Genomic DNA, 17994 nt, shown 5'->3' with positions numbered 1-17994 from the left:
ACCTAAAATTGCGCCTATGCTGAAGGGTATGGAGATACAGGCCACAGCGGGGCTGCGTGATCGCAAGAAGCAGGAGACCCGTGACCGGCTCGCCCACGTCGCGACGCTCCTCTTCATCGAGCGCGGCTTCGAGAACGTGACGATCGCCGAGATCGCCGTCGCGGCGGACGTGTCCAAGATGACCGTCACGAATTACTTCCCCCGCAAGGAGGATCTCGTCTTCGACGCGCACGAAGGCGTCGAAGACAGCCTCGCCAAGGTCCTGCGCGACCGACGGCCCGGCGAGTCGGCGCTGGCCGCGCTCCACCGGGAGTTCGTCGCCTCACTCGACGCGAACCGGCCGCTGAACGGCCTCTGCACCCCCGGCTTCGCCCAGCTCGTCCACGACAGCGAGCGCCTGCGCGCCCGCGAACGCGAGCTCGACGAAAAGCGCGAAGCCGCGCTCGCGGCCGCGCTCACCACGGAAGCGCCAGGCGACGCCCCCGTCCTGGTGGCCGCCCAGCTCGCGGCCGCTCATCGCGTCCTGGTCCACCGCGGCCGCGCCCTCATCCGCGACCACACCGCCCCCGAGGCCGTCCGCGCCGAGCTGACGAGCCTGGCCGAGTCGGCCTTCGCGCTGCTCGCACCCGCGCTCGACGGCGCCTACTCACGACCGTGAGTGGAACGCCTCGATCACTTCCTGCACCCGCAACCCGCTCGCGAAGTCCGCCAGCGCCCGCGGATGCTTCCCCCGGATCGCCTCGGCGAACAGCGAAAGCCGCTCCGCCTCGGAACCCCGGGGCCCGCTCAGCTCCACCGGCGTCCACTCCCCGCCGTCGGACACGAACAGCTGAGCCCAGTTCCGCAGCAGATACGACCGCCGCGTCCCCCACAGCACCCACTCGTACAACTCCGGCGCCGCGATCCCGGCGAATCCCGAGACATGCACCGGCACATCCCCCGCCCGCAGCAACCCACGCGCGGCGACCTCGCCCTCCTCAGGCGCGTCGAGACCGACGTCGACGGCTTCCAGCGGCCCGAGCAGCCGGTCCGTCACGTACACGAAGTGCGAGAGCACCTCACGCACGAACCCGCCCTGCTCCTTGCCCGCCACCCAGGTCGCCGTCGCCTGGAAGTCACGCGGCCAGCGCGGGAAGTGCAGCCGCACATCGACACCGCGCACCTCCCCGACCTCACCGTCCGCGAGCGCCCGCTCGACCTCGAGCACGGCGTCCCGGTTCGACAGCGCGAAGTTCACCGCGGCCGCGACGCCCTGCTCATCGGCGGCCTCGACCATCCGCCGCCCATCCGCCAAGCTGATGGCGAGCGGCTTCTCACAGAAAACGGCCTTGCCCGCCCGAATGGCGGCGATCACCGGCTCGGCGTGAAACTTCGGCGGCGTCGCGAAGTAGACCGCGTCGACGTCCTCCGCCTCCACGACGTCCCGCACGCCGTCGGCTCCCGGCACGCCCACGCGCGCCGCGGCCTCCGGGTCCACGTCGAAGACCCGCACGACCTCGAACTCGTCCAGCGTCCGCGCCGCGGCGACCATCGCGGTCCCCATCACCCCGAGCCCGACAACGCCGAGCCGGACCGGCTGACCCCAAATTCCCATGGGCGGAGTCTCTGCGAAACCCCGCCCGACTTCAAGATCCCCTCAGGAACCCGGCTTGCATTTCGGCGCACTCGCCGACGCGGCCGCCAGCTCGGGCGCCCCCGAGATCGGCGAAACCGGATCGTAGGCCTCACTCACCGCGGTCTGCGCGGCGTTCATGGCCTCGATGGCGGCATCCAGCGCCTTCGCGTCCCCCTTGGCCGCCTCCAGCTTCGCCTTCCCATTCGCCGCGGCGTCACGCGACGCGGTGAACTTGTCCACAAAGGACTTCCGGGCGGTCTCCCCCACCGCGACACTCGAAACCCCGATCGCGTTCAGTTCGTCGACGGCCTTCCCCGCGAGTTCGGCATACCGCCCCAGGCTTTCCCCGATCGTCTTCGCGGTCGCGACCTCGGACTTCGGCCGCGACTTCGCGTACTCGTTGTTGGCGAGCCGGTATCCGTGCACGGCCCCGCAAAGCCCATCCATCCAAGCGACGTTCTTCGCATCCGCCACCGGCGCCGACGGAGCCGTGCTGGCAGGCGAACTCGCCACGGTCACAGTCGTTTGCGGCGCGGCCGTCTCACCCCCGGAGCACCCCGCGACAACAACCCCCACCAGCCCCAAGGCCCCAACAACCCCCACAAACCGCATACCCATCCCAAGTCTCCCCTTCAAGAGCCCAACCTGAGATCAACACGCCCCCAAACCCCCAACGGTTGCCCCACCCCGAAAAAAAGGTTTCCCAGCGGCTTCAGGAGTGTCCGACCCTGATGCCGGCAGCCAGCGCCGGCACAAGAACCGCGCCACGAGTGAGGCGAACATCGGTGGCCAGCCTGGCGAGGACATCGTCGTCATCGATGATGGTGAGCAGTACCTCGACGCCCTCGGAATCGAGCAGGCCGGGCATGTGTGACCCCAGAAGCCAAGCTCCCGCCAGCACGGGGTCGTGGCCATGCCGTTCGAGGACTTCGAATTCCTCATCGTAGAGCCGATCCCAGTACGGTCCCGACGAATACCACCCGATCATCGTCCCGAGGTCGATGGCGTCGCGCGTGGTCGTGGCACGCCGATCCCACCAGGCCAGCAGCTTGAGCACAGCCAACGCCGGCACTGCGGGGACCTTGATCTCGAGCCCGCCGGGAAGGCGCACCAGCTCAGCCGACGCCATGGCTTCGCTCAATCCCCGAACGTTCAGCCGATGATCGTCGGGCCAAAGAATGGTCCTGTCTTCGTCCTCGATGCCGCCGTAAGGCAGTACGTCGACCTCGACGCCCTCCACGACGAAAGAATGCGCACTCCGGTCGTGCCGGTCCAGGTGACTCACGAACCGGTCGAACTCCTCCCAAGTGGCCATCGCGGCGGCGATGTCGATGTCGCGAGTGGCTCGTTCCGGCGGGGCGCCGACCAGCCCGACCGACAGGATCGTGCGGGCCGTCGCACCGACCACCAGGTACTCGACCACCGCGGCACGAGCGATGTCGTCCACTCGGGTCAGTACTCTCGCGGCGACAAGGAGGTCAGGTTCGGTCGATGCGCTTAAGTCGATCATCACTGCTCCGAATCCGGTCTCCGTGCTCACGCTGGCGGGGATCCCCGGAGGCCAGCAGGTCTGCGTAGATCAGGGGGGACGGCACGATCCAGGACTCTGGTACCGGCGCCTGCCAGAACCGGGTCCGGATGTGCACGTTGCCGTCGTTTTCCGCCCGCGCCAAGCGATGCCGCCCGATGAGCCGAGCAGGCAGGCCGTCGGCATAGAGCGTGAGCGAAGCCGGCCGCAGATGTGGATCGATGACGCTGGCCCCGGCTTCCCCGCCCACCTGAACACCCTGTGAAAGCAGGTCGGCTTCCGCGTCATGCCACCACGAAAGGTCTGCCGCCGCGAACTCGCCGAGTGCCAGCGCGGCGTCCAGAGTGATCGAGTACGCCTCCGACCACCGGTCGAGCAACTCGGCTCCACGGGCAAGCCGTCGCTCATCCCCTCGCTCGTACAAATACCCGGCACCAGCGAGCTCACCGATGACGGTCTTGACCGTTCCGAGCGACACACCGCTCATCTCGGCCAGCCGGCGGTAGGGATAGGCAGCCGCCTCCGGCCAGCTGAGTATGACGAACAGAACCCGTAGCCCGGCCCGGCCAAACGCCCCCGCGCCTCGCGGCGAAGTCCGCCCGGTGGAGTTGACGGGCTTGCGGCGGCCCCGGACATCTATGCGGACGTCATCCCAGACGAGGTGGGCGTTCCCCGCGCTGTCGGCGTAGTCGATCCCCCGAGCCCGCAGCACCTCGGCCACCGGCTCACCAACGTGTCCAGTCAACAGCAACGGCGGCAGCGAAGACGAGAAGTGCAGAGCGGTGGCCAGCTCCGCGGTCACTCGCCCCCTGAACTCGACACCGTACCTCTGAGCAGCACCGGATTTCACGGCCAGCTCGACAACGGCACCCGCCTCACCTTCCCAAGGCCCCCCGACCGCCACCCCCAACTCCCCAAGCCGCACCCGCACAGCGTTCAACAAAGCGCCATGTTCATCCAAATTGAACATGCCCCCATTTTGAACACCCCTCACCCCCACCGCAACCCCACCCCAAGCCCAGAACCCACGAAACAACAAAACCCCCGCAACCCACCAACTGCGGGGGTCCGGGGGCGGCAGCCCCCGGCGGGGGCGTGGGTGCGCGGGCGACTCTTGGTCCCCCACACAAGCACTCCGACACGCAAGAACGGCTCGCGCTCTCCGCGAGCACGAGCCGTCCAAAGCGTGGAGCTACTGGGAACCTATTCGAACCGCTCCGACCTGCTAAAACAGCTTGAGAAGGTGCCTAAGGCAGCCTCTCGACGACGGCGTAAGGCTGGTTCACAACCCGTCGTCAGTTCCGCGCATCGCCTGAAAGACCGCTTCACGCCGCAAGAGCTAGACGAGATGGTCAGTCTCTACCAGCGCGGGAGCACAGCGCGAGAGGTAGGCGAGCGGTACGGGGTCACAGACCGCAGCGTTCGACGACTGGCGCAGGCTCGCGGGGTCCGCAAGATCGGATCTTGACGCGCTCTAGAGGTTGGCGTTGGTGGCTTCCAGCAGCCGGACGAGCTCCTCACCGCTGGTGAGGTTGATGTACTCGGTGCCGTCGAGGTCGTGGTTGGTGAACGTCACAGCACGCCCATAGTCGGCGACGTCGACGGCGGTAAGTGGGAGGCTGCGCACCCGACCGCCCCGACCTTGTACGGCCGTGTAGAGCTGGTGGGTTGCCTCGCGTGGGGCGGTCATCACGTCGGTGATGAGGTCGCGGTCTGGGTCGCTGGGTGGGGTGTCTGGGTGGGCGAGCGGGCTACGGCCGCCCGCCGCGACCGGTGGCCGGGCCGGGGTCTCGCGTGGTATCGACACCGCCCGCACCGGGGCCGCATCGGCTCGGGGAAGCACGTGCACGAGATCCGCCGCGAGCGCGCGGTGATCGGGCAACGGTTGCAGGATCACCGCGTCATCATCGACCAAGACGCGCAGCGCGTCCCGGCCACGGGCACCGGTGAAGAACCCGCCCCCGTCGCGCTTGAGGGCGGTGGGGTAGGCGGTCCACCCGTAGAACTCGCGGTCGGCCGATCCCAGCACCCGAAGCGTGTCGATCAGCAGCGGGCTTACCCGCTGGTTACGGGCCAGCCGCGCACGTGTAAGTAACTCCCACGTGCGCGTCTCGATCCGCTCGCTACTGCCTTCAGGCATGTAATACACGCCGTTCGTGCCTAGGATCGGGTGCGGGTCTCCCAGTTCGCCCGCGTGCCACTCCCACACGGCTAGCAGCGCGATTTTGGGCAGGACAAGAGGCGCGTCAATGATGCTCATAGTCGCGTTTTCCTTGCTCTAGCAACGATTAATTAGCTGCCGATAGTCGGCGGGACCACCGGATACCCGGTCTCGGGGTCTATGTCCTCTGTGGTGAACGGGACCTCTTCCAACCCATATTTACGGGCGTGCTCGCTGTCCTCTTCGCCTTTGCCGCGCGCGCCCGGTGCCATGCCACCGGGCGCACCCGCGCCGGTGAGCCTGGAACCAGCTCGACCGGCGAGCCGTTCGGCTTCCGCTGCCGCGCCCATCGCACCCGCACCGCTGCGCGCACCTCCACCGGGCGCGCCGCTCCCAGTGCCCGCGCCGCCTTTAAGGCTGCCGGGCTCACCAGCGCCGAACCGGGCCGAGCTGCCGCCACCGGAACCGGTCGCGAGCGGGCCACCCATCCCCAACCACGGCTCCACACCGCCCGGACCGGAGCCGGTGCCCGGTGGCGGTATGACCGGGGCGGGTTGCCCCGTCGGCGGCGGGGTTGGGGTGAATCCGGCAGTCGTGGTGTGATCGGGGGCGACCACTCCCGAGGTGCCACCCGGCGCGCCCGGTTGCCCGCCAGCCGGGCCGGGTGTTGGGGACGGGGTGAAACCGGCATCGTTGATATGCCCGCCGCTGCCGTCGCTGCGACCGTGCCCGCCTGGCGGCTTGGGCTCGTGCCCTGGTGGCGGTGGGGCGAGGGTCATATCCGCGCCGTCGTAGAACCCGAGTTGCCCGTAGTCGCCTTGCAAACCGCCTTGGGACTGCTGCATCTGTTGCTCATAGCGGTGATACACGTCAAGGTTGAACTTTGCTTTTTTGTTGTAGTCCTCGATCGCTTTTTCGGTGTCGGTATCCCACGGCCAAATCACGTCACCAAAAGACTTATCAGGCCGTGGCGGCATCTTGACGAGTGTGCCTTGAGTGGACTCAAAACCCGATGCCGCCGTGAGCACCATCTGTTGATTGTGGGTCATGGCCTGATTGGCCGAGTCGGCCACCGTGCGCAGCTTGTTGATGCGCGCTCGCGCGGCGTCCGCGCCCGCACCAGTCCAAGACGACTCCAAGCCGGTGATGATGGCTTGCAGGGAGGTGGCGTGTTCGCCTTGGCTTGTGCCCGTCTTCGCCGCGTTAGCTGCGGCCTCGTGCCACGGGGCTGAGCTTCCCGCTTTCATCTTGTCCACGAACTCAGGCACCGCCATGGGTTGTGTTCCCACATCACCGCTGAAGAGGTCACCGGCCCAGTCGACGGCGCTCTTCACGCCGTCGGTGATGACCTCGCCCGCGCCTTCGAAGAAATCGCCCACGTCTTTTAGCCGGTCAGTAAGCCAGCTCATCAGTTCCCCGCTTTCTCGCGAAGACTGGTCATGATCAGGTTTGCAACCGTGTTCGCCGCATCACACGGGTTTTTCTTCCCGCGTGTCGTGTCTCCAAGGAACATGGAGACTTCGATGGTGGTGTTATCGGTCGCGCCGATACTGATCTGACAAAAACGATCCGGTGTCCCACCCGACGGGCCAACATATGCCACAGCCGGGAACCCTTGCAGGGTCAACGGCTCCCACTTAAGCGCGCTGGGTTGGACGTTCTTATAGATTGCGCTCAGTCCGTCTTTGAGTTTGACGCCGTAGGCCATGATGACGTGCCCACCGGTCACTGTGTTGAGCCAGTCGCAACCCGGGCCGATTCGGTCCTCGTCGGCGCGCTTGGTCTTTACCGGTGCGCCGATCGCCGTATCGATCTGCTGCGGGTTCATCGAGTCCGCGCATGGATCACCCGCAAACAGTGACTCAGGGAACGGGGTGGTGACCTTCGGAGCACCCGCGTACGGCAACCCTTGGCCAGGTGCGGAGGTGTCCGGTGCCACCGAAGACGAACCGGCACCGGATGACGGAACCGGGGACGGCGTGCCCGGCGTGGTGCCGCCGCCAGTGCAGCCAGCAGCCGCCAGAACCAACAACCCCACACCGGTAACCGCGATACGCCGCCGGATCATCCCGCACCCCCATGAGCACTAGCGTCAACAGCTTTACCAGCGGCATGATCAGTTTCCGTCGTTCGACCCAACGCCGTATTTAGCCGTTTAATTAATTCGTCGAGATAGAGTATCTCAAGGCGCACATGGCCAGCCCCGTACGCGAACGCGCCAGCAGTGCCGCCGTTCCAGGTCGCGTTTTGAGCAAAAGCGACACTGACAGGGTCTTTAGCTGCGGGCTGCATCCGCTCCAACGACTGCGTAATACGCTGATCGTTTTCCAAGTCCGCGCGTACTTGGATAGCCTGGCTAACCATTTGTTCGGCGTGCTGCCGGTCAAGCCGGAACCCCGGCCCGTGGGCCTGCTGCGCTTGAGCGTTCGCGACGGCCTCAGCGGCCCGCGCCCGATCAACGTTTTCACTGATGGGATCACTAACCCAGAAGCTCAGACCCTCTAGCCACGCTGCTCTATCTGACGGGTCATCTGTCACGTCTGCCACGCGCCCACCCCTCGAAGCCCTCCCCGGTGCGTCCCTCTGCTGATCGGTGCGGCCTATACGGTCGCGCCGATCAGAGTAGCGGATCGGTCACCCAGCGGAAGGGGGTTCCGGGCAGGTCACCTAGCTACCAGCGAGTACACCCAGGATTGGTAGCTCTGGGTAACCAGGAATGAGACAGATTCAAGGTGACCGCTACGGGCGGACCTACCGGTTGCTACCAGATGGGTTTCTGTTCGATCGGCGGCACGGGCAGCCCCGCGACGAGCTCGCCAGCGTCCATCTCCAACCCGTGGGCCAGCTTCAAGAGGTTAAGCGTCGAAGGGTTGCGCTTCCCGCGCTCTACCTGCCCGATGAAGGTCCAGTGCAACCCAATACGCAACGCGAGGCGCTCTTGGCTGATCCCCAGCTCGCCGCGCCTCGTCTTGATGCGTTTGCCCAGCTCAGCGAGCCATTCACCGTGTGGGTTGTCCGTGGTCTCAGGCATGGTTGCCTTATCCAAAGGTGCCACAGCGCCGTGGTCCAGAGTGTCACACTCTGTGCGTTATATGCGCTGCATATCTACAGCTCAACCATCTACGTCTAGTTTGGGTGCCGCTCTGCACGTCAGAGCGCGTCAGGACGCACGCCAGCGCTCTGACGGACCGTGAGAGCACCGCACGACAGGAGGACCCCGGATGACCTTGATGCCTGGCGGCGAAAGCGGCGGGACACAAGGCAACACGCATACGAGCACCGACCCCGACCGCAAGTAACACCCACTACACACGCGACAACCCCCGGCGCGCGATTCGCCGGGGGTTGTCGCGGTTCATAATCCCACAATTCGTTAATGCGTTATCGTCCGTTTTATGGCATCCGGCGCACGCGATAACACTGATAGATCGTCGTTACTGTTTCGGTTGCATCGCGCGCGACTCGCCATTATCGGGCTACTGCTGATTATCGCCGGTATAGGGCTGCTATATCTCGACGCGGGCCGGATCCCCGATGCATTATCCGAAGCGCTACTAACAACAGGCCTCGTCGGACTGGGTAGCGATTTCGCCGCCCGCGTTCTCGCTGACAATCGGATTATCGAGCAAGTGAAAGGGGTTTTCATCTCCGTGCTCCACGGGCCGTTTCGCGTGCTGCTTGATCGAATGAACCACGCGCCGGGTAAGCGGTTTGACGTGCGGATAGACGTCACCCTGACCGAAGCCGGGGAGGCGGGCAGGGGGGACATGTTTATAGCGTTGGTTCGAAACTCGTTTCGAACCAACGCTCCCCTAGGGGAGCGGGTATTTATCTGTGCCCCAAAGAGCTTTGACCGCGAAGCATTCACCCATCAGAACGTGGCCGACTACTGGATCGTAAACCCGGCGAACGGACAAGCCGCCGACGATCCCAACACCTACTCGGTACTAAAATACTCGCTCAACGGCCAAGCATACGAACTCCACCGGACCGTGCACGACGGTCGACAGATCTATACCGCCACACCCGGCAAGCTGGACATTAAACGAGGCGAGACCTATCACGAGGAATACACCTATCGCGTGATGATTCCCCGCGCGGCGCAATGGCTCCGGTTCACCGTGGATGTTCCCACGCAAGGTTTCGCGCTCGACGTGAACCACTTTCAAACCAATATCAACCGGCTAGAAGTACTACCGTTCTTCGCAGCCGAAACAGAACCGCGTGTCAACGAAAGCACCGCAGCGGTTCCCGCGCCCGCGTCCATCACGGTCGACGGGTGGATAGCCCCCGGATCAGGCACCGCCATAACCTGGACGCTCAACGACACACTAGAGGCGTAGCTTTGCTAGTTCCTCGCGTAGGCGAAAAGCAGCGGGTTTCTCGATCTTGAGGTTGGTCCCGTTGAGACCAGTATGGAAACAAAGTTCGATTCTTCCGTCGCTAAGCTCGTCGACCTCGACGACGCATTTATCCAATGTGGCGTATGTTTCGACCTCCACGCGTTCACAGTCATGTCCACACTTACAACTGTCATCCTTACTTACCATGATTTTCTGACGCCTCCATACATGTCGGTTACGCGTCGAGTCGAACGCGTGCAAAAAAGAGAGGGGGTCTTGGCCGCTGCGTTCGGGGGAAATGTGGCAACGGCCAAGACCTACGGCACAACCTCCGGCAGGTGATGCCGCAGAGGAAACCGGTTGCACGCGCTCCGGTCGCGCAATGCCTTTCCTCAATACCAACCCAATACGACAACTGCGTATGCCTACCGGGCTGGCGGCCAGATTCCGGGAAGCGCGCACGCTAGCAGCCGCAAGCCTGAACGCTTCCCGGAAAACTAATCTAACGAAAGAGGGTTGTATGTTGCTTTCGGTAACGCCTCTAGCGCCGAGAGCAATACAATCAAAAACAGCATAAATTCACAACTGAATCTATGCTGTTTACCTCGAATGGGGGACAAGTGGCACAACCATCATTTCGACGTCGCCGACTGGCAAAAAAGCTTCTAGGGCAGCGGGAAGACGCAGGAATAAGCGTGGCGGAGGCGGTCCGACTAACCGGATTCTCACAATCAAAACTGTCGCGCATAGAAACCGGCGTATACGGGGTCAGCAGTGACGACGTTAGAACAATTTGCGAAGCCTACGGGTCAAATGCAGAGGTGACAGAAACTCTCGCACAGTTGGCACGGGCAGCCAAGCAGAGAAACCTGTGGTGGCAGTCCTACTCGGATCTACTAGGCAATGTTGACTACATTGAATTAGAGGCCGATTCGGCCGCTGTCTTTATTTTTACTATCGACATCATCCCCGGCCTGCTGCAAACACCGGAATATACGGAAGCGGTCATACGTGCCGATTTGCCATACGCTAGCAATGATTCCGTCCAGCGTCGCATTGAAGCAAGGATGGCGCGACAACAGCAAGTTCGAGATCGCAGCGTCAAAATTTGGTCCATAATTGACGAACCTGCTTTGCTTCGTCCAATAGGCGGCCACTCAGTTATGGCAGATCAAATCGACCATCTCATTGCCGCGAGTAAATCCCCACAGGTTTCTGTTCAGGTTTTACCAATCACGGCCGGGGTGCACGAGAGCCTTGGAAAACCGTTCACCATGTTCGTACTTCGAGATGGTTTTCACGCAGTGGGATTAGACAGCCACAATGGCGGGCTATTTATGGAAGATAAAGAAAGCGTCCAGAACACCAAGGAGGCTTGGACTGGGTTAGCAGCGAGAGCGTTACCCTTTCCTCACTCGATCGAGCTACTGCGTGCCCGATCAGAAGATCACAGGAGAAGTACCCGTGAACACGAGGAACCAGAATAAGTGGCGTAAGAGTAGCCGGAGCATAAACGATGGTAAATGCGTGGAAGTTCTCATCAGCGATCAGGTCGTAAGTATAAGAGACTCATGCGACCCCACCGGCTTAACACTAAGCGTCTCACCCGAGCAATGGAAAAACTTCGTCGCGGTAGCTATCGATACCGAGACTGACCCATCACTAACTGCACCAACCAAGGCAACAGACAAGCTTGAACTCCGCAGCAAGATGCCCATAACGAGTGTCCGGTGGAGATCTCGAAACCCGCCTGACGCCAAAAGTGGCCCCTACCTGGAGATCGGGTTTGCCGTTGTCACCTATACGTATATCCTTGTTCGAAGGTCAGACAGCGCTGAAAACTTGCTTATCTTCACCGCTGAAGAGTGGCTAGCGTTCTTAAAAGGGCTTCATTCGGGCGACTTTGGAAAAATTGCCATGAGCTGCACTGCTGCTCACTAGCCGCTTGGCGTACTTTGCGCATAAGGTTACGCATCCTGCACACTGCCCTTTCGCCTACACACCCACGAGTGGCGAACTTTCTTCTGTGTCGCGCAGAATTTCGGGCTGCGCGACCATCTCCTAAGTTTTCTTTATTCCCGCTCGCGTGTGGGCCAGTGCCAACCGGGCGGTAGCGGCGGCGACTCGTCTTCTTCGCCCTGCTCGAGTTTTTCTGTCTCTTCGCGCGCTTTGTGTTCGGCTTCGATGCGGGCGCTAATGTCGGCCGGGCTTGGTCTCCCGGTCTCGCGTCGTGCTCGCCGCCGCGTGTTGTAGATGACGACCCCGGCCGCGTAGAAGACGACCGGGGCGAGGATCAGCAGGGCAAGCAGCCACAGCCGCGCCGTGTCCATGCCCGCCCTTTCTATGTCGCTCCCCATGGAGGACCGAAGGGGGCGCGGTCGGTACCTGCCTGCGACAAGCCCCGCGCGGGGTTTGTCGGTCGGGCTGGTCGAGCGCGCTCCCCTTCGGTCGTGGGCAGGCATCCGGCCCTTATGTGGTGCTTGCGGGTTCGGGCTCTCGGATGCCTGACCGGGTGGCCGGGAGGCGTAGCGGCCACGGTGACGACCTTGGCGGGCGGCGCGTGCGCGATGCGAGCTATCGAGCGGATGCCCTCCCGCGGATTCGGTCGCGCTGATCAGCAGGTCGGAGCTGGTCGCCGGCTCACCTGGTCGGCCTAGCGGGGTGATAGGTCGGGCATATCGTTTGCGCTTATCACCTCACGTCTTTGTGCTCTACACCGCGTTGTGTCGCGTTTACTATGGGTTTGGTGTTCCAACTGTTCCCGTCTAGAGCGAGCGGCAGCGAGAGGGCGCGCGATGCGCACGACGATCTACGAGCAAGGGCCGCCCGACCCCCAGGTATGGGAGGGGCCACGGATGCGCGCCGCGCTCGCCGCGCGAGACGTCGGGGCAGTGTTTCGGCTGCTCAAAGCCCACGGGGTCAGTCAGCGTCGTATCGCGTCCCTGACTGGCCAGTCTCAGCCTGAAGTGTCGGACATCGTGCGGGGCCGGGTGGTGATGGCCTACGACGTGCTCGCGCGCATCAGCGATGGCCTGGGCATCCCGCGCGGCTACATGGGGCTCGCGTACGCGCCGGGCGCCGAACTCACCCGTGACGAGTGGCTAGCGCCGGACGGGGATCAGGGCTCATCGTGGTTAGGCACTGGTGACGCGGGGGGTGAAGGAGGTTCCGAGGTGGAGCGACGCTCGTTTATCTCACTCGCTGCCCAAGCCGCCCTGGTCGGGTTGAGCACGACCGAGTGGGACCGTATCCGGGTCCGGCCCACGACTGCCGCCACGGTGGGCCAGGTCGGCACAGCCGACGCCGAAGCGTTAGAGCGGTCGGTGCTGTTCTATCGCGCGCAAGATGACGCTCTCGGTGGTGGCGCGGTCCGCTCCGCTATCAACGGACAGCTGAATTGGGCGGTCGGGCTGCTCGACGCCCGCGCGGCCTCCGACGCGGTCCGGGTCCGGGTCGCGGTAGCGGTCGCGGATCTGCACTCGGTCGCGGGTTGGGTGCATTTCGACGCCGGAGACCGCGACAGCGCACGGCAGCATTTCGCGAACGCGTTAGCCCTGTCCAAGGAAGCCGGACGGCCTGACCTCGCGGCGAAAGTTCTTTTTCAGGCTGGGCGGGTGTTGCTGCATGACCAAGACCCCAACGGGGCGTTGAAACTCTTCCAGCTTGGCCAGGCTTCCGCTGATGACGCGCACTCACCGCGCGCCGCTGCGCTGCTGACCCTGAACGCCGGGTGGGCCTATGGGGAGATGGGCAAAACCGCACAGGCGGCGGAGATGCTCGCCCGCGCCGGGGACACCCTCGCCCGCGAACACGACCCGGCCACCGCGCCGTCCTGGCTCGCGTTCATGGGACAGGCCGAAATCGACGGGATTAGCGGCATGACGTGGAACGCGCTCGCCGCTCATGACCGCCGCCACAGCGCGCAAGCCCTAGAGCACGCTACCCGCTCCCGCGACGCGCGCCCGGCGACCGATTCCCGCTCGCGAACCTCTGACCTAGTGGCAATCGCGGCGAACCAGCTCCGCGCGGGAAACCCTGCCGCTGGGCTCACCGCCGCTCGGGAGGCGCTGCCCGCCGTCGCGGGCCTGCACTCGCAGCGGCTAACCGATCGGCTCGCCTGGATCAGCCAAGCCGCCACCCTCTACCCCAAGAACGCCGACGCGCGGCAACTGATCGCCGACATCGCCACCGCCCGACAAAGGCCCGAACAAGCCGTATAGCGCCCACACGGGGGTGGGTCGATGTTCGTGATCATGAAACCCTTTTCGTCGCTCGTTTGCCGTAGCGCATGATCACGAGTAGCCGTATACGTCGCACGTGGATGATCACCGACTGTGGAGTAAACCCCATCCACCGAGTGATCTTGTCTTGTCAAGGGTGGTGATGGTGGCGCGGCCAGTCCGATTAATCGGACACTAGAAGCAGGCCAACAGGTCTAGACATGCCATGCGAGGAGGTGCCCGCCATGCCGCAGAGAGCCGACTACATACGATCTCGGTGCTTAACGGCGACACCTTCCGTGGTCACCTTCGACACCTGCCCGCACCGACCACCCAAGACACGGTAACGGCGCAAGGGTGTAGCCACTAGTGACGCACAGCGCACTAACGCTCACCCACTCCGGTGAACGCGAAACGATTTCGGATCCGCGTAACGCGGCGGCCCGTCATGCTGGATAACCGTCCCGTGATCAACACGGGAGAGGTTCTTAGCGGCAACGGTGCCGATTTCCTGTTGGTAGGCAACAAAACTTCGCGTGAGGTGTCGTGTAGTGGACGGTAGCAGCGGTGATAGCGCACGTGTACCAGTACAGCGCTCGACTGAGGACGCTGTGCAGCGGCGTCTACGCGACAAGCTCAGCGAGCTTGGTTTTCACCTGACGCACATCGGCGACACCCTCGAACAGATCAAAGCCGAAGAAGGGGGTCGCTCATGACTGAAGTGGACTTGCGCCCGTGGTACGTCCGTATCAGTGACGACCTGCGCGCCCGGATCATCTCGGGCGCGCTGCCCGTTGGCGCGCAGCTGCCCTCGTATGTCGAGATTCGCCGCACCTACGGTGTTTCTATTGCCACAGCTCGAAAAGCCGTGGCGGTATTGCGTCGCGACGGTTACGCCTACACCGCGCCGGGTCGCGGAAGCGTTGTGGTGTCACAACATCCCGCCCGTGACCGCGACACCACCCGTCGCGTGGTCGCCGAGGCGGAAGCCGGACTCGATGCGTTGATCGATCATGCCGCGCGGATCGGCGAAAGTTTGAGTACGTGCCTCGCCCGTCTGCGCCGCGACCGACACCGCGACAGCTAACCAAGCACCAACCCCACCGGACGCCAAAAGGAATTTTCTTGGTGCACAGTGTGCACACTGTGCACCAAGTCCCCTCTGATCATTCTGTCCACAGTGGTCGTCGATGATCCACACCGTCGGCGGCTGCGTTGGCGTACCTGGGTTCCGTCTACTAGAGGCAGCGACAGAGCAAACCACGCACTGTCCATAGTGGAAGGAATTCCCGTGTCTGTGACTATCGCCCGCTCAGCTATCGAAGCGATCCAGAGCCTTCTTACCGAGATCCCGCAGGCAGATGCTCCACCGCGCCAGCGAGCCAACTATTTGGTGCACAAGGGAGAGGTCTACGACTTGCTCGCGGGTCTGAGCGATCACGAGCAGTACACCCAGCTACGCGCTATCGCTAACAGCGCCCGCTACGAGGCCCGCGCTCTCGCGGTGCAGTATTAGAGGGGGCAGCTGTGCGCGAACCCCGAAAGCTAGTTCTGGAGCTGCACGTTCACAAGCAAACCGATGTCTCTTACCGGGAACTTGCTTACGTGCTAAGGGTTTTCATAAAGAATCTTGAGACACAGCGCCCGCCCGGTGTGCGGTCGGTGAGCAATGTGGACGGCCACGGGCGGCCGTCGTGGTGGTTCACTCTCTACCGTCCCGGACCCGGTAAGGGTGGTCTTCGATGAGTCGAGAGCCGCTGCGCGTGAGGGTCACTCGATCCGTGCCACGTAAGAAGATTCGGACAGCGCAATTGGTACAGGTATTGCTTCTGTTCGTGCGCAGTCGTCAAGAGAAGGAACGCGTCGACCCTCCGGCCGACCAACGACCCTAGCTCAACCTCTTCACCTTCGGTGGCGCTCTGGCCACAACACTGCCAGAGCGCCACCTCTCCCACACTTTTCTTACCTCGAAAGGCTTTTGTGATGCCTGAAACTCTGCCACCGTCACCAGACGACATGGATCCGTCGTCTGGTCTCGTCCCCGCCGGCGACCCCGAAGAAGTGACCCCGGTGGACCCTCCACCAGAGATTCGAGATTCGTCCACTCGCGACCCCAATACGTTGCGCGGGGAGCGTCGCCCGATCATTGCGCCGTGGCTGCGTTCCGCGTCGAGCGCTCGCGCCACGGTTGCCGCGCGGCTCGGGTTTTTCTTTCACGTAGCGGTTTTTCACCTCGCGCGGCTTCCGCTGTACGGGGTGCGGCTGACTGCCCGGTGTCCGCGCGGGTTGTACCGGGTCACGATGAACGTGCTCAAGTGGAGCCTGCACACGGAAGCGCGGCCCCTGCGACAGTCCACCATCGATACCACCGAGTCAGAGCACTACCTACGGCTCATGAAAGACCATGACCAGCGGGTGCGTACTCGCTCGTTGCTGGTCGTGGTCGGACTCACCAGCACCTACCTCGTCGGTACTTTGATCGCGTTGTGTCCGGCGTGGACAGAGTGCGCGGTCATCGCGGCTATTGTTGGTGTTCTTGGGTTTTATGGCTCACCAGCAGACAAGCCCATTACCGCCGGTGCGACCGTGGCCGCTCGATTCGTGCGCCTGACAAGCGACGCGGTAACCAAAGCTTTGTTGGCCGTGGGTGTCGGTGGCATGAAAGACGCTGACGCCATTGGGTTTCCGTCACCCATCACCCGCGACGGTCCCGGCTGGCGTGCTGACGTGGACTTGCCGCCCGGCATCACCGCCGCCGACGTGATGGAACGCCGACACAAACTCGCGAGCGCGCTATCTCGTCCGCTGGGGTGCGTGTGGCCCGAAGCCGCACCCAACGTCCACCCCGGCCGGTTGGTGTTGTGGGTGGCCGATCAGGACATGAGCCGCACGAAAGCGCCCCCCTGGCCGCTAGCCACGAAAGGCACAGCGGACGTCTTCACGCCTCAGCCAATCGGCACCGACCCACGTGGGCGCGTGGTGACACTGACGCTGATGTTCGCGTCGATGGTCATCGGATCGTTGCCGCGTATGGGAAAGAGTTTTCTGCTGCGGCTGATCCTGCTCATCGGCGCACTTGATCCGCGCGTGGAAATCCACTGTTACGACCTGAAAGGGCTAGGAGATTTCGCACCTCTGGAACCTGTGGCGCACCGCTACCGCGCCGGGGTAGAAGCCGACGATTTCCTGTACATCCTCACCAACCTAAGGGAATTTCAAGGCGAGTTGGATCGGCGCGCGAAAACGATCCGAAGCTTGCCGCGTGATCTGTGCCCGGAGAACAAGATCACGCCACAACTCGCCTCAAACCGTAGCTTGGGTTTGCACCCGATCATGGTCGCAATCGATGAATGCCAAAAACTGTTTGAACACCCCGAACACGGAAAAGAGTTCGAGGCCGTCTGCGAGGATTTGGTACGGCGTGGACCCGCTTCCGGGATCATGCTCCTATTGGCCACTCAGCGCCCGGACGCGAAAAGTATCCCGCCCGGGATCGGCGCGAACATGATTATCCGCTTCGCGCTGAAAGTGATGGGTCAGACCGAAAATGACATGGTTCTTGGCACCAGTGCCTACAGGAACGGGATTCGCGCGACCTTGCTAAGCCGGTCGGATCTGGGTATTGGCATCTTGGCCGGTGAAGGCGACGACCCGTGCACCGTCCGAGGCTCGTATATCGATGGACCCGCCGCCGAGACCATCGCCCACCGTGCCCGCGCCCTACGACAGGAGGCGGGCAGGTTGACCGGGTACGCCGCCGACCAGGACACCGCCCCTGTCGAGGTCGCGCGCAGCAGCTCACTACTGGCGGATCTCGTGAGCGCTTTCCACGGCGAGACGAAAGCATGGTCGGAGACCCTCGTATGCGCTCTGGCTGAGCTGCGACCCGACGTCTACGGCGGGTGGGGTCCCGCGCAGCTCAGCAGTGCGCTCAAGCCCTACGGCCTCAAGGCACGCCAAGTCTGGGGAACCGACCCGACCAGCTGCGAGGGCGCTAACCGTCGCGGCTACCACCTTGCCGACGTGCGCGCCGCTTTGGACGCCCAACAGAAGGGCAACGGCTAGCGGGGCCTGGTGCTAGGCCTAGCAGCGGCGCTAGCGGGGAAAACCACTGTTAACCAGGCATT

18 protein-coding genes are annotated in these 17994 nt (G+C 63.5%); 8 read left to right on the top strand and 10 right to left on the bottom strand.

The features are described 5' to 3' along the window. Positions 1-16: 16 nt before the first annotated feature. Entirely contained in the window at positions 17-658 is a 642-nt protein-coding gene (locus AB5J62_RS05385) for a TetR/AcrR family transcriptional regulator (RefSeq protein WP_370946990.1), read from the top strand. Here the strand turns inward: AB5J62_RS05385 and AB5J62_RS05380 are convergent. The 9 genes from AB5J62_RS05380 to AB5J62_RS05340 all read right to left on the bottom strand — a co-directional run bounded on the left by AB5J62_RS05380 (position 647) and on the right by AB5J62_RS05340 (position 8335). Further along, entirely contained in the window at positions 647-1594 is a 948-nt protein-coding gene (locus AB5J62_RS05380; protein WP_370946989.1) for a Gfo/Idh/MocA family protein, read from the bottom strand. The genes AB5J62_RS05385 and AB5J62_RS05380 overlap by 12 nt on opposite strands. A 42-nt stretch (positions 1595-1636) precedes the next feature. Next, positions 1637-2062: a hypothetical protein gene (locus AB5J62_RS05375; RefSeq protein ID WP_370946988.1), complete on the bottom strand. Its 426-nt coding sequence runs from the start codon at positions 2060-2062 to the stop codon at positions 1637-1639. A gap of 265 nt (positions 2063-2327) precedes the next feature. Beyond that, complete coding sequence (locus AB5J62_RS05370; protein ID WP_370946987.1) at positions 2328-3062, bottom strand: nucleotidyl transferase AbiEii/AbiGii toxin family protein; 735 nt, start codon at positions 3060-3062, stop codon at positions 2328-2330. Between the two features lie 31 nt (positions 3063-3093). Next, positions 3094-4113: a type IV toxin-antitoxin system AbiEi family antitoxin gene (locus tag AB5J62_RS05365; RefSeq protein WP_370946986.1), complete on the bottom strand. Its 1020-nt coding sequence runs from the start codon at positions 4111-4113 to the stop codon at positions 3094-3096. Positions 4114-4617: 504 nt separating this feature from the next. Next, complete coding sequence (locus AB5J62_RS05360) at positions 4618-5403, bottom strand: ESX secretion-associated protein EspG (protein WP_370946985.1); 786 nt, start codon at positions 5401-5403, stop codon at positions 4618-4620. Between the two features lie 32 nt (positions 5404-5435). Continuing rightward, positions 5436-6683 (bottom strand): hypothetical protein, encoded by a 1248-nt coding sequence (locus tag AB5J62_RS05355; protein ID WP_370946984.1) that lies wholly within the window; start codon positions 6681-6683, stop codon positions 5436-5438. Positions 6684-6712: 29 nt separating this feature from the next. After that, positions 6713-7372 carry a DUF3558 domain-containing protein gene (locus AB5J62_RS05350; RefSeq protein ID WP_370946983.1) on the bottom strand — a complete coding sequence of 220 codons (660 nt, stop codon included), beginning with the start codon at positions 7370-7372 and terminating at the stop codon, positions 6713-6715. Further along, positions 7369-7851 (bottom strand): hypothetical protein, encoded by a 483-nt coding sequence (locus AB5J62_RS05345; protein WP_370946982.1) that lies wholly within the window; start codon positions 7849-7851, stop codon positions 7369-7371. Before AB5J62_RS05345 ends, AB5J62_RS05350 begins: the two co-directional genes overlap by 4 nt. A gap of 214 nt (positions 7852-8065) precedes the next feature. Next, positions 8066-8335 carry a helix-turn-helix domain-containing protein gene (locus AB5J62_RS05340; protein WP_370946981.1) on the bottom strand — a complete coding sequence of 90 codons (270 nt, stop codon included), beginning with the start codon at positions 8333-8335 and terminating at the stop codon, positions 8066-8068. A 364-nt stretch (positions 8336-8699) separates the two neighbouring features. Between AB5J62_RS05340 and AB5J62_RS05335 the strand changes: the two genes are divergently transcribed. The 3 genes from AB5J62_RS05335 (at position 8700) to AB5J62_RS05325 (ending at position 11588) form a co-directional block, all read left to right on the top strand. Further along, positions 8700-9647 carry a hypothetical protein gene (locus AB5J62_RS05335; RefSeq protein WP_370946980.1) on the top strand — a complete coding sequence of 316 codons (948 nt, stop codon included), beginning with the start codon at positions 8700-8702 and terminating at the stop codon, positions 9645-9647. Positions 9648-10240: 593 nt separating this feature from the next. Beyond that, the gene (locus AB5J62_RS05330; RefSeq protein ID WP_370946979.1) at positions 10241-11134 is read left to right on the top strand and encodes a helix-turn-helix domain-containing protein; all 894 of its coding nucleotides are present in this window, start codon (positions 10241-10243) and stop codon (positions 11132-11134) included. Continuing rightward, positions 11079-11588 (top strand): DUF397 domain-containing protein, encoded by a 510-nt coding sequence (locus AB5J62_RS05325; RefSeq protein WP_370946978.1) that lies wholly within the window; start codon positions 11079-11081, stop codon positions 11586-11588. Before AB5J62_RS05330 ends, AB5J62_RS05325 begins: the two co-directional genes overlap by 56 nt. Before the next feature lie 131 nt (positions 11589-11719). Here the strand turns inward: AB5J62_RS05325 and AB5J62_RS05320 are convergent, their stop codons facing one another. Then, complete coding sequence (locus tag AB5J62_RS05320) at positions 11720-11977, bottom strand: hypothetical protein (protein WP_370946977.1); 258 nt, start codon at positions 11975-11977, stop codon at positions 11720-11722. 465 nt (positions 11978-12442) lie between these two features. On the opposite strand from AB5J62_RS05320, the gene AB5J62_RS05315 reads away from it, so the two are divergent. The 4 genes from AB5J62_RS05315 to AB5J62_RS05300 all read left to right on the top strand — a co-directional run bounded on the left by AB5J62_RS05315 (position 12443) and on the right by AB5J62_RS05300 (position 17932). Then, positions 12443-13867: an XRE family transcriptional regulator gene (locus AB5J62_RS05315; RefSeq protein ID WP_370946976.1), complete on the top strand. Its 1425-nt coding sequence runs from the start codon at positions 12443-12445 to the stop codon at positions 13865-13867. A gap of 712 nt (positions 13868-14579) precedes the next feature. After that, positions 14580-14954, top strand: a complete 375-nt coding sequence (locus tag AB5J62_RS05310; RefSeq protein ID WP_370946975.1) for a GntR family transcriptional regulator — start codon at positions 14580-14582, stop codon at positions 14952-14954. A gap of 204 nt (positions 14955-15158) precedes the next feature. Beyond that, positions 15159-15383 (top strand): hypothetical protein, encoded by a 225-nt coding sequence (locus tag AB5J62_RS05305; protein WP_370946974.1) that lies wholly within the window; start codon positions 15159-15161, stop codon positions 15381-15383. Positions 15384-15850: 467 nt separating this feature from the next. Beyond that, a complete protein-coding gene (locus tag AB5J62_RS05300) occupies positions 15851-17932 on the top strand; it encodes a cell division protein FtsK (RefSeq protein ID WP_370946973.1) in 2082 nt (693 codons plus the stop codon). Positions 17933-17994: the final 62 nt, after the last annotated feature.

Source organism: Amycolatopsis sp. cg5 (assembly GCF_041346955.1).
Classification (GTDB): domain Bacteria; phylum Actinomycetota; class Actinomycetes; order Mycobacteriales; family Pseudonocardiaceae; genus Amycolatopsis.
This window is presented reverse-complemented; position numbering and strand designations above follow the sequence as displayed.

Coding starts and splice junctions, on each gene's coding strand:
- AB5J62_RS05380 (WP_370946989.1), bottom strand. CDS start 1,594: ATGGGAATTTGGGGTCAGCCGGTCCGGCTCGGCGTTGTCGGGCTCGGG.
- AB5J62_RS05365 (WP_370946986.1), bottom strand. CDS start 4,113: ATGTTCAATTTGGATGAACATGGCGCTTTGTTGAACGCTGTGCGGGTG.
- AB5J62_RS05375 (WP_370946988.1), bottom strand. CDS start 2,062: ATGGATGGGCTTTGCGGGGCCGTGCACGGATACCGGCTCGCCAACAAC.
- AB5J62_RS05310 (WP_370946975.1), top strand. CDS start 14,580: ATGACTGAAGTGGACTTGCGCCCGTGGTACGTCCGTATCAGTGACGAC.
- AB5J62_RS05335 (WP_370946980.1), top strand. CDS start 8,700: ATGGCATCCGGCGCACGCGATAACACTGATAGATCGTCGTTACTGTTT.
- AB5J62_RS05360 (WP_370946985.1), bottom strand. CDS start 5,403: ATGAGCATCATTGACGCGCCTCTTGTCCTGCCCAAAATCGCGCTGCTA.
- AB5J62_RS05350 (WP_370946983.1), bottom strand. CDS start 7,372: ATGATCCGGCGGCGTATCGCGGTTACCGGTGTGGGGTTGTTGGTTCTG.
- AB5J62_RS05340 (WP_370946981.1), bottom strand. CDS start 8,335: ATGCCTGAGACCACGGACAACCCACACGGTGAATGGCTCGCTGAGCTG.
- AB5J62_RS05300 (WP_370946973.1), top strand. CDS start 15,851: ATGCCTGAAACTCTGCCACCGTCACCAGACGACATGGATCCGTCGTCT.
- AB5J62_RS05385 (WP_370946990.1), top strand. CDS start 17: ATGCTGAAGGGTATGGAGATACAGGCCACAGCGGGGCTGCGTGATCGC.
- AB5J62_RS05320 (WP_370946977.1), bottom strand. CDS start 11,977: ATGGACACGGCGCGGCTGTGGCTGCTTGCCCTGCTGATCCTCGCCCCG.
- AB5J62_RS05330 (WP_370946979.1), top strand. CDS start 10,241: ATGCTGTTTACCTCGAATGGGGGACAAGTGGCACAACCATCATTTCGA.
- AB5J62_RS05315 (WP_370946976.1), top strand. CDS start 12,443: ATGCGCACGACGATCTACGAGCAAGGGCCGCCCGACCCCCAGGTATGG.